This window comes from Aminipila butyrica, from assembly GCF_010669305.1.
Classification (GTDB): Bacteria; Bacillota; Clostridia; order Peptostreptococcales; family Anaerovoracaceae; genus Aminipila; species Aminipila butyrica.
Genome location: NZ_CP048649.1, coordinates 2,895,890 through 2,907,083 on the forward strand (window position 1 = coordinate 2,895,890; position 11,194 = coordinate 2,907,083).

Annotated in this window: 9 protein-coding genes; 1 reads left to right on the plus strand and 8 read right to left on the minus strand. The window is 48.2% G+C overall.

From position 1 onward, the window contains the following. Nucleotides 1–53 precede the first annotated feature (53 nt). A complete protein-coding gene (locus tag Ami103574_RS13700) occupies nt 54–860 on the minus strand; it encodes a type III pantothenate kinase (protein WP_163067523.1) in 807 nt (268 codons plus the stop codon). A 252-nt stretch (nt 861–1,112) separates the two neighbouring features. Here Ami103574_RS13700 and Ami103574_RS13705 point away from each other — a divergent pair, with 252 nt between their 5' ends. Continuing rightward, entirely contained in the window at nt 1,113–1,523 is a 411-nt protein-coding gene (locus Ami103574_RS13705; protein ID WP_163067524.1) for a ferritin family protein, read from the plus strand. A 116-nt stretch (nt 1,524–1,639) separates the two neighbouring features. Here Ami103574_RS13705 and Ami103574_RS13710 read toward each other — a convergent pair whose 3' ends face one another. The 7 genes from Ami103574_RS13710 to tilS form a co-directional block, all read right to left on the minus strand. Next, nucleotides 1,640–2,086, minus strand: a complete 447-nt coding sequence (locus Ami103574_RS13710) for a biotin/lipoyl-containing protein (RefSeq protein ID WP_163067525.1) — start codon at nt 2,084–2,086, stop codon at nt 1,640–1,642. Between the two features lie 51 nt (nt 2,087–2,137). Continuing rightward, a complete protein-coding gene (locus Ami103574_RS13715) occupies nt 2,138–2,332 on the minus strand; it encodes a hypothetical protein (protein ID WP_163067526.1) in 195 nt (64 codons plus the stop codon). A 14-nt stretch (nt 2,333–2,346) separates the two neighbouring features. Beyond that, nucleotides 2,347–3,888: an acyl-CoA carboxylase subunit beta gene (locus Ami103574_RS13720; RefSeq protein WP_163067527.1), complete on the minus strand. Its 1,542-nt coding sequence runs from the start codon at nt 3,886–3,888 to the stop codon at nt 2,347–2,349. A 97-nt stretch (nt 3,889–3,985) separates the two neighbouring features. Further along, nucleotides 3,986–5,734, minus strand: a complete 1,749-nt coding sequence (locus Ami103574_RS13725; protein WP_163067528.1) for a glycerophosphodiester phosphodiesterase family protein — start codon at nt 5,732–5,734, stop codon at nt 3,986–3,988. A gap of 47 nt (nt 5,735–5,781) precedes the next feature. Then, entirely contained in the window at nt 5,782–7,359 is a 1,578-nt protein-coding gene (locus Ami103574_RS13730) for a PucR family transcriptional regulator (RefSeq protein ID WP_163067529.1), read from the minus strand. Nucleotides 7,360–7,374: 15 nt separating this feature from the next. Continuing rightward, entirely contained in the window at nt 7,375–9,468 is a 2,094-nt protein-coding gene (gene ftsH / locus Ami103574_RS13735) for an ATP-dependent zinc metalloprotease FtsH (protein ID WP_246213154.1), read from the minus strand. Nucleotides 9,469–9,577: 109 nt separating this feature from the next. Next, complete coding sequence (gene tilS, locus Ami103574_RS13740) at nt 9,578–11,185, minus strand: tRNA lysidine(34) synthetase TilS (protein ID WP_163067530.1); 1,608 nt, start codon at nt 11,183–11,185, stop codon at nt 9,578–9,580. Nucleotides 11,186–11,194 lie beyond the last annotated feature (9 nt).

Sequence of the window (11,194 nt, forward strand, 5' to 3'; positions counted from 1 at the left end):
TCTTTAAAAAGGCTGTCTTACCCTTATAAGACAGCCTTTTTATTATCTATATATTATTCAGCCTTTTCTTTCTTATGGCATTTGTTCTTCTCATAGATCATCTGCAATCCCTCCAGGGTCAGCATTTTGTCTACATAGTCGATGCAGTCGATTCCCTGTTCGATTAAACTAGCCAGTCCGCCTGTAGCGACCACGGTGGCTTTTTTATGCTCAGGAGACAGGGCTTCCACTTCCTCTTTCATCTTTTTAGTGATGTAATCCACCATGCCCATGTGACCGTACACCAGACCGGATTGCATACTCTCGATGGTATTTTTGCAGATTACGTGGCCAGGCTCTTCCAGTTCTACTTTAGGCAGCTTCGCTGTCTTTTCAAAAAGAGCATCCGAAGCAATCTTTACGCCCGGAGCAATCGTTCCTCCTACATATTCGGCCTTCTCTGTCACCGCACAAAATGTAGTAGCCGTACCAAAGTCGATAATCACCAGCGGTCCTCCGTACTTCGCATACGCAGCCACCGCATTGACAATCCGGTCTGCCCCCACCTGTTTAGGATTATCGTACTTAACGATAAGACCCGTCTTGATGCCGGGGCCGATAACGATAGCCCGCTTGTTAAAATATTTCATCGATAGGTGTTGAAGGGTATACAGCACCGAAGGAACAACGGTAGAAATGATCACGTCCTTTACTTCCCGGGTATCCAAACCCTCATAGGTAAATAGTTGGTTAATGACCATACCGTACTCGTCGGCACTCTTGTTGTTGTCTGTCTCCAAGCGCCAGTTCTGAATCAGGGTTCCTCCCTTGAATACACCTAAAACAATATTGGTATTTCCTACGTCAAATGCTAGTAGCATGGTTTGTCTCCTTTGCTCATGCGAGAATAGTCCGGTCTCCCTCAGCTGAAGCTCTTTTGATCGTTTCCGTATCCTATGGGGTCTCAGCAGGATAACCATGGCTTTTTCTTGGTAAAAATTTAACTAACCTAGTATACCCTTTAAGCATTTGGATTTCAATCTATTTTTGCAAAATTCTTTGCCACATGAGATGCACTGGCTCTGCATATAGTGTAAGGGGGCGTTTGTGCCGCCAGAAAGGAGACTTTTTCATTGGACAAAAGGTTGATTGAAGTCTTGCAGACTTACATACGCACAGAGCTGTTGGATGCCGCTTTTTACCGGGAATTAGCGCTTATGGCCCCAGATGAAGCCCAGCGGGATTTTATTTTGCAAATAGCTGCCGACGAACAAAGCCACGCAGATGATTTTAAAATCCTTTACCGACAGTTGACCGGAGAAAATTACCATCCAGATCTCCCTCCTGTTCGCCTGGAAGGTCCCTATAACCAAATTCTACGGGACCGAGTAGTAGATGAAATTAGCGACTACCAAAAATACATGTACGAGCAGCAGGAATACTTCTACGAAAGTTCACTGCGGGAGGCCTTTCTTCGAGCTGCCGTAGACGAAAACGTCCACGCGGTTCGCCTGCTGGAACTGGCCGGTACCCAAACACCATAGCCATTCCTATAAAAGGTCTGTCCTTTTGAAACCTGCCACTCATTACGGCCGCTTTGCACAAGACCAGGTATCTTTCCCAAAGAAGGATGCCTGGTCTTTTCGCTATCTTTATTCTTCTATTTTAAATTAACTAACACGTCCTGAGCCTTGACGGAATCACCTGCTGACACCAGAACCGATTCCACCACACCGTTCTTAGGCGCCGTAATCTCATTCTCCATCTTCATGGCTTCCAGAATCAGCAAAACCTGTCCCGCATCTACGCTCTGTCCGGGTTCCACCTTGACAGCCAGCACCGTTCCCGGCATAGGTGCCGTTACCGATCCCGCACCTATTGCTCCAGAGGCTTTTGCTTTTGCTCCTGCTACAGCAGCCGCTGTAACGGCTGTAGCTGCCAGCTTAGGTGCGGAGGCTGTCGTTGAGGCTTCTGCAAGGGCCGATTTCTTTACCGCTGCCGGTGCCGGTTTCCCTGCGGGTGCAGAGGCTGCTGTTGAAGAAGCGCCTACCGCCTCTACCTCTACTTCGTAGACCGTTCCGTTGACCGTTATATTATATTTTTTCATTTGAACCTCTCCTTCTACAACCTGCCCTCAGGAAGGACAGACCTCTTTCCATCAATAGACCTTTCTGCTGTTGAGGCAGTCGGTAATGCCTGCTTGACCCCAAGGGTTATCCGGCAGTCTAGTTATCCGGCGAACGACAAAACCGCCTTCTGCTCCGCCCCACTCCTCTTCATAAGCGGATATGGCCGCAGCAATAACCGCCGTCAGCTCCTGATCTTTCAGCTGCTTTTCCGTTGTTGCTCCCATGTGCTCACCTCCTATTATAGCGGAATATTTCCATGCTTTTTGGCAGGCAGGGACTGGCGCTTAGACTTTAGCATATCGAAACCGCTGATAATCCGCTGGCGAGCAGTAGCCGGTTCGATGATATCGTCCACGTAGCCCATTTCTGCCGCCCGATACGGGTTATTAAACATCTCTTCGTATTGGGTAATCATTTCCTCTCGCTTGGCTCGAGGATCCTCCGCATTCTTAATTTCTTTCTTAAAGACGATGTTTGCTGCTCCGGCTGCACCCATAACGGCAATCTGTGCAGATGGCCAAGCCAGTACCAAATCTGCGCCCAGTTCCTTATTGCACATGCCGATATAGGCACCGCCATAAGCTTTTCGCAAAATCATGGTAATCTTCGGCACCGTCGCCTCACAATAGGCGTACAGCATTTTTGCCCCATGGCGGATGATACCACCAAATTCCTGGTTCTTGCCTGGCAAGAAGCCCGGCACATCCTCAATGGTCAGCAGTGGAATGTTAAAGGCATCGCATCGACGGATAAACCGAGCCGCTTTATCCGAAGCATTGATGTCCAGACATCCGGCTCCCACATGGGGTTGATTCGCAATAACGCCTACTGTCGTACCGTCCAGACGGATAAAGCAGGTGATAATATTTTTAGCATAAAGAGACATCACATCGAAGTAGCGACCATCGTCAGCTAGGTCCTGGATGATCTCATACATGTCGTAAGCCTTGTTGGGATTTTCCGGAATAATCTCATTGAATGTTGGAATCAATCGATTGGCCGAGTCCGTCGTCTCATAGACAGGCGCCTTCTCCAGATTGTTAGACGGCATGTAGGACAGCAGTTCCCGAACCTCCAGTAAGGTCTCTCTATCATCGGCACCAATAAAGTGGGCTACACCGCTGACAGAGTTGTGGGTCATGGCCCCGCCCAGAGTCTCCGCTGTAATATCTTCTCCCGTCACCGTCTTGATGACCTGAGGGCCAGTGATAAACATCTGGCTGGTCTGGTCCACCATGAAGATAAAGTCGGTAATGGCCGGGGAATAAACGGCTCCGCCGGCGCAAGGACCCATGATTACTGAAATCTGAGGAATAACTCCGGAGGAAATAGTATTGTTGTAAAAGATTTTTCCGAAACCGGACAGGGCATTAACCCCCTCCTGAATCCGGGCTCCGCCAGAATCGTTCAACCCCACGATAGGCGCTCCCATCTTCAAGGCCATCTCCTGAACCTTAACAATCTTTTCTGCATGGTATTCACCCAAAGAGCCTCCCAATACAGTAAAATCCTGAGCATAAGCAAAGACCAGCCGCCCATCTACCATGCCATATCCAGTAACGACTCCGTCTCCTGGGGCTTTTTTCCCTGCCAAGTCAAAATTGTGACTTCGGTGGGAAACGAACACGTCCATTTCCACAAAGCTGCCTTCATCGAAGAGAACGTCCAGCCGTTCCCGGGCCGTCAGCTTTCCGCTGGCATGCTGAATATCAATTTTAGCCTGTCCGCCACCCATGGCGATTTCCGCCTTGAATTGCAACAGTTCTTCAAGTTTGTTCATATATACCTCCTAACCAAAAGTAGGCTTTCTTCCTGTGTAATAAACAGTTCTGCATGAAATTAAATATATCTTATATTGGGATTTTTTGCAATAGGCTTTAATCCTTATACAGTAAGTCCGCCATTTCGATTAATTTCTCGGCCTGCTTTGAGGAAATCCGACAGTCCTCTGGCAAGAGAATCAGCAGGCCATTTTCTTCTATGTAGGTTCTTCCGGATACCTGGGCGATCAGCTCCCCGCCTCCCATGGTTTTTTCTCTGTATAGGGAAATGGGAACTGACAGCTTGCTGTTAGCCACGCCCCGGTGCAAGTAGTTGCCGTAGACCTGAGATATGGTCTTCTGCCCGTTCATAACCATGTACACGTATTTGGCCTTGTCCATGGTCACCGAATCTGCTCCCAACTGAGACAACGTCTCTGCCAGAGGTACGATGACGTTGCCGCTGGTGGACCGCTGGGCTGCCAGCAGTTCGTCCCCTACCCAATAGCTGCCATTCTGTCCTTCATTATAATAATAGTAATTTCCAGCCTTGGCGATGAAGGCTTGAGCCAGCAGCTCCCGGACTTGAACGTCCTTGTTGTTCTTATCAGCTTCTGCCAGAACGTCCTTCAACTTCGGCAGCTCTTTTAACTCTTTCAGCCGGTAGTCGTATTTTGTATCCAATACGCGCAGCTGGCCTTTGTTCTTGGTCACCGTGTAGGTCATGGTGTAAAAAGGCTGAGGGGCTTTGGCCGCAGCTTTGGATTTTGTGTCCCAGAGTTCGATGGTCAGCTGGTGGCCTTGAGATGGTGAGTCCTCCAGTTCTGCCAGTTGTGTTTCCAAGTCTTGGCCATCCAGTTTATAGGACAGCGCTTTATCGGTCAGATTGCCGTGAATGGGGATTTCTCGCAGTTGGCTGTCAGGCAGTTCCATGTCAGTCAACTTGATTGGAGCCCCTTTGCTGTCCTCCTGAGTCAAATAGTAGTCTGCCCCCCAGCCTGCCACCTCCGCAGGTATTAAATCGCTGGAGTAAACTCCGTAAGCTCCCTTGGCAAACTGCTCCTGAGCCTCCTCTATGGTATCCACCGGATGCGTGTAAACCGTCACGCCATCCCTGGACAGTTTTTCTGGCAACCCCTTAATCCAGTAATTTTTATCTATGGTCACCGCATAAACACCTTTGTCCTGAACGAAGTTCAGCAATTTGCTGTAGTTTATCGTATTTTGCATATATAGCGTAAAGATAATATCTTCATATCCGAGCGCCGCCACCGAATCAAATTCATTGTAATCATAAATCTGAGGAATGATCCGCTTTATGTACTGTGGATAGGTTTCAGCGATTTTGGTCAACAGCTTGACGTTGTCTTCCTTGGTGTCGGTAATAATCTGAACCTGAGGGTTTTCATCCAGGATTTTAGTCAACTTGTCAAAAGTCAGGGCCTCAAAGCGCCCGTATATCAGCTGGTTGTTGAATTCCCTCAGAGATAAAGGTTTATCAAACTTCCGTCCCAGGTAAGTGGTCACCGTTCTGTCCCAGTCATGAAGCATGATAATCTTACCATCAGAGGAAAACTCCAAATCCAGCTCAATCCATTTAAATCCATTTTGAATAGCCAATTTCATGGCGTCTACGGAACTGGAAGTAGGAAATCCCTCTACGGTTCCCGCCCCGTGGGCAATTAACTTCTCATAGGGCCGCAGCGCCTTTTCTGTTTGGCTGGATTCCGAATTAGAATCCTTTTTCGGCCCGTCCAGCTGCTGCTCGCCGGCTGCTGCTTGCCCTAACGATAAAGTAGTAGCTATTGCCACGGCAACAGCTACTACAAGGGTGTTCTTTATATATTTTCTTAATGATATCTTCATCTGTTTCCTGTTCCTATTTGATGAATCCTCAGCGGATTCCTCTTCTATCAGTGGACTACCCGTTCCAGCCTTTTCAGGGCCAAAGCGATGGTCAAGCCAGGGATAACCCGGTTTCCCGTTATTTCCACGTCTAGCACTTCGTTTATCTTCTTCAGCCGATATTGAACGGTATTGGTATGTATGCCCATGAACTCTGATGTTTTGGCGCTGTTCATACCTGCGTCCAGCACAAAGGTCTCCAAGGTCTCCAACAGCTGTCGGCCCTTGTTTTCCTTGGCCTCCTTAAACGGCTCTAAAAGCTCAATGTAATTCTTTTTGACATATCCGCCTTGAAGCTGAATGTTGATGCAATTACTTACCAGTGCCAGCTCGTACTTGGTAAACACGCGCTTGTATGGAAAGACGTTCTGTACAAAGCCCCAAGATTCACTGATCAGCCGATAGGCGTCCGCCGCGCCCTCGATTCCATCTACACCAGTAACGTGGAAAATCCGCACGGTCTTTTCCTCTTTCAGTTTATTAAACAGACTGATACAGCTGGCCCGCTTGGCCGACTTCATCTCTTCCGCCTGACCCTTGCGGTTGAGAATCATACCGTAGGTTTCTTCTCCCTCAGTAATTTTCATGATGCCTAAATCTTCGTCCTTTTCAAAATTCATCAGGATCTTATAGCCCTCTTCGTTTTCAATGCCTCTGGCAAAAAAGACACTCAGAAGGTTGTCACTCTCGATGCCTGCCTCCTCCTTCAAGGTATAGGCCAGACTTTTATTTCCCCGGCGCAGGGCCTTAATAAACTCCGCCCGAGCATCCCTTTCTGGCGTGTACTTCCACATCCCCATAGCCAGTTCTATAATCTCCGCCAGCTTGGTAATTTCTCCCGCCGAATAGGAATCTTCGTTGTCCACGATAAACATAAAATACTTTTCACCGCTGATCATCACCGGTCCCCAATAGGTGAGTACCCCGTTCACGTCAATCATGGTGTAAACTGCTGAACGCTCCACATCCCGCTCCCGACCCAAGTTAATGGCATCCTGGATGGTAGCCTTGTGCCGGGTCTCAATAGAGAGAATCGGGTTAAAATCTTCGCTGAGAAGTATCAACTGAAAATCGTTGTTGATAGCTGCCTCTCGGACTGCTGACTGAAAATTGCTGTGCTTCTCAAAGTTCAACAGGTGGAAGATGGTATTGCTAATCAGCCGATTGCCAAAATTATCCCCAAAAAGGATGTTCTCCATAACCTGCTTAATCACATCTGCATATTTGATATCCAGATCGTCTGGCATGACGATGATAGGCAGACCCACCCGGTCCGCCGTAGCCAGCACATCCGATTTCAGTTCTAATTCCGGAGAGCGGACGTAGAACAGGACCAAGGCTGCGGTACCCGCCTCAGACAGCGTGCGGATAATTTCAATCTGCTGATGTTCATCGGCTCTGGTGTTGAAGAAGCCCGACAGAACCATCTCACTGTCATGGGCGAAATGGTTGCGCACCTGCTCCACCTGGGTGGTCTCCAAAACGGACACGGTACGAACCCGGCGCTCCAGCTTCTTGGTGCCAGCTACTATTCGTGCATTTTTAAAAATCTCTAAAGCAAGACAATCATTTACTGTAACCTTCATATTCTTTACCTATACCTATTTCTTCTCTTCGTCCTGGGAATCCTGGCCGCTTTTATCCTTCTGCTGGTCCTGATTATCCTGGTCGTCTTGGTTCTCCGAATCGTGCTCTGTCTGCTCTGGTAACCCCTCTGCTGCCGCCTCATCCCGCATATAATCGGTATCAAAAGCTGCCAGCAAAGCTCGCTCCCGTTCTTCCTCTTCTTTCAGCAGCCGCTCTGTTTCTGCTGCTTCCTCAGCGTTAGCCAATTTCTTGACTTCTTCCTTTTCCCGGACATGAGCCAGCAACTCTTCGGAGGTATATTTTCCGGTGTACAGGTTTTCAAACTGTTCGCCGTCCAGTGTCTCAATCTCCAGCAGGGTTTTAGCCACCACGTGGAGCTTATCCATGTTGTCCGTCAGGAGGCGTTCTGCCTCTTCAAAGCAATCTTCGATAATGGCACGGATTTCGGCATCAATCTCCTTCGCAATCGCTTCGGAATAATTCTTTTTAGTTTGATAGTCGTTACCCAAGAATACTTCGTCGGTGGAACTGTAATTAATCGGTCCCAGCTTTTCACTGAATCCATATTTGGTCACCATGTCTCTGGCAATCTCTGTCGCCCGCATGATATCGTTGCTGGCTCCGGTGCTGATGTCATCCAAGGTAAGCTTTTCAGCTACCCGGCCGCCCAGCAAGTGGACAATCTGCTCCCGCATGGTAATCTTCGTGCCGTAAGAACGATCTTCTTTAGGCAGAATCATCGTAAATCCACCAGCTCGGCCTCTTGGAATAATGGTAATTTGATGAACTGGGTCCGTCTTTGGCAGGGAGCGAGCGACGATGGCGTGTCCAGCTTCGTGATAGGCTGTCAATTTGCGTTCGTCCTCATTGATAACCCGGCTCTTTTTCTCTGGCCCAGCGATAACCTTGGTAATAGCCTCTTCAATTTCATCCATTCGGATTTTTCTGCCATTTCTTCTGGCTGCCAGCAAGGCTGCCTCGTTCAGCAGGTTCTCAATGTCTGCCGGAGTAAAGCCTGGCGTTCTTCTGGCCATCACCTTCGGATTCACCGATTCATCTAACGGTTTGTTCCTGGAATGAACGGTAAATATCGCCTCCCGGCCTTTGATATCAGGAACACCAATGACAACCTGACGGTCAAATCGGCCTGGTCTCAGCAAGGCCGGGTCTAAAATGTCTGGTCGGTTAGTCGCCGCCAAAATGATGATACCAGTGTTTTCTCCAAACCCGTCCATCTCTACCAGCAGCTGATTCAATGTCTGTTCTCGTTCATCGTGTCCGCCGCCGATACCAGCACCCCGCTTTCGGCCTACTGCATCAATCTCATCGATAAAGATAATGCAAGGGGAACTCTTCTTGGCCTGCTCAAACAGGTCTCGAACACGAGAAGCACCCACACCCACGAACATTTCTACAAAGTCGGAGCCGCTGATGCTGAAAAACGGTACGCCTGCCTCACCAGCAGTAGCTTTAGACAAGTAGGTCTTACCCGTTCCCGGAGGGCCCACCAATAAAATCCCCTTGGGAATTCTGGCACCTAAATCCCGGTATTTCTTCGGATTCCGCAGGAAGTCAACGACTTCTGCCAATTCCTCTTTTTCTTCATCCAGTCCTGCTACTTCTTTGTAGGTGACCTTCTTTAATTCATCATCCTTATGCATCCTGGCTCGGCTTTTACCGAAGGACATGACCTTTCCGCCGCCGCCACTCTGATTCATCATGATGAACCAGAAGAAAACCAAGGCTAGAATCATGATTAAAGTCGGCAGCATAGAGATGTACCAAGGCGTAGCCTTTGGCTTATCGCTGTTGTAGATGATACCCTTTTCAATCTGCGGGTAGATGTAATTTTCATCAATCATGCTGATATCCATAATGGACGGCGCATAAGAAATAATCTTATCGCCATTTTTCAGCGTAGCCCGAACAGTACCATCGGTAATGTTGACCTCTTTCACATTCTCCTTTTGGAGCTGGGTCACAAAATTTGAAAAGTCTACGGTCTTTACTTCATTTTCCTGAGGTATCCCCTGGTAAGCCCAGGCCATGACCAGTACGATGACGAAAATCGCCACATAGATCCCCATATTTTTTGCTAATTTTTTCAACGGTCTAAATTCCCCCCATATATTTTGTTTATTTGTCTGTAATCTTACCCATGAATTGTGTGTTGCTAACAATTTTGATGGAATTTCACAACACAGTTTAATTATTTTATCATAATTTTTCTAAATATTCAAGCAGAACTATGTCCTTTGTGTCCCTGTCCAGCTTGTAATTTTCACTCATTCTGCCCCGCTTCATGCCAGTGGTATGTCCGCTTACATCATCACCCACAATCCAGATAACTTCATCACCAATGCAGACCATGGGAACTTGGTCCCGACACTCTTTGTAAACTTTCTCATCCACAAAGATATCCTGAAGCTTCTTGCGGCCTTTCATGCCCAAAGGCGCAATCCAATCACCCTGTCGTCGAGTCCGAACCTGAAGCATAATCTGAATTTCTTCGATTAATTTTTGCTGAAAATCTTTCTCTGCCTCTTCCTGCTTTGGACTTGCTTCAATGCGGTCGAAGTACGGAGTATCTCCGCTCCAGATTTTTTCCAGCAGCTTGCTCAAGTCCAACGCCGCAAATCGCCTCGTGCCATTCTTAGATATGTCTTTTAAGCTTCCCTCATTCTTTACTATTCTTATCCTCAGCCGAGATTTTAATTCAGCCTTTGACACATATCCCAAGGTAATGGGATCATTTTTGAAAAAACGCACCTCGCCATAAGAAACCGCTGCGCCATATCCCTTCGGAAAATCCGCGCTGGCTGAGTCGCTGCCGCCACCAATAATCCGATCCACCGCTTCCAGATGGGCTGCCGTAATGCCTTGATCTAATCCAATCGTTTCAAAAGCCTTCTTCACGACCCGATGGCGGATAGCCGGGTGCATCTCCTGCAAATGAGTTAAGCTAAAAGAAATAGCTTGTATTTCCTGGTCTCCTTCCTGACCGGATTGAATCTGATTTGCCCTCCCTTGATTCGAACCAGCTGCCACTACCGCCGCCTGCTCCATGGCCTCTGTAACTTGCAAATCAAAGTAGGCCTTATCATCTTTGGCGATTTTACTCAAGCGGTTGAGACCCTCCACCAACTGACTGTTAAACTCCCGCTCCAGCAGAGGAATGACCTGCAAGCGAATCTTATTCCGGGTATACACTGGCTGGCTGTTCGTTCGATCCACCCGAGGCTCCAGCTGATGCTCCTGGCAGTAGGCTTCAATCTCCCCTCTGGCTACGTCCAGCAGCGGACGGATAATCCGAGTTCCCAACTCACCGGCCCGGCTGTACTCGATGCCTGCCAAGCCATCCGTGCCAGTTCCGCGGATAATGCGCATAAGCAGTGTCTCCGCCTGATCGTTGAGGTTATGCGCCACCGCAATACCAATTTGTGACGGTTCATATCGTTTATTGTCGATCAGCTGTTTCGCCACCGCATAAAAAGAACCGTAGCGCACCAGCCGTCCCGCTTCCTCCCCACTGATTCCTTTTTCTTCAGCTATAGCTTGACAGTCGTGAACAAAGCTTTCACAAACGATTCCCTGCCGCCTGCACAAGTCTTCTACATAGGCCTGATCCTCCTCTGCCTCCCCCGGCCGGAATTTATGGTTTACATGGACGACGGAAAGGGTGAATTCCAAGTCCTCCCGTAGACTCATCAGTACATGAAAAAGGCACACCGAATCAGGGCCTCCAGAAAGACCCAGGATGATGTGCTGACCTTTTTCTATTAAGTTTTTATCTAAAATTGTTTTTCTTATTTTGTTCTCTATCATATCTCGTAG

Coding starts and splice junctions, on each gene's coding strand:
- Ami103574_RS13710 (WP_163067525.1), bottom strand. CDS start 2,086: ATGAAAAAATATAATATAACGGTCAACGGAACGGTCTACGAAGTAGAG.
- Ami103574_RS13720 (WP_163067527.1), bottom strand. CDS start 3,888: ATGAACAAACTTGAAGAACTGTTGCAATTCAAGGCGGAAATCGCCATG.
- Ami103574_RS13725 (WP_163067528.1), bottom strand. CDS start 5,734: ATGAAGATATCATTAAGAAAATATATAAAGAACACCCTTGTAGTAGCT.
- tilS (WP_163067530.1), bottom strand. CDS start 11,185: ATGATAGAGAACAAAATAAGAAAAACAATTTTAGATAAAAACTTAATA.
- Ami103574_RS13700 (WP_163067523.1), bottom strand. CDS start 860: ATGCTACTAGCATTTGACGTAGGAAATACCAATATTGTTTTAGGTGTA.
- Ami103574_RS13715 (WP_163067526.1), bottom strand. CDS start 2,332: ATGGGAGCAACAACGGAAAAGCAGCTGAAAGATCAGGAGCTGACGGCG.
- Ami103574_RS13730 (WP_163067529.1), bottom strand. CDS start 7,359: ATGAAGGTTACAGTAAATGATTGTCTTGCTTTAGAGATTTTTAAAAAT.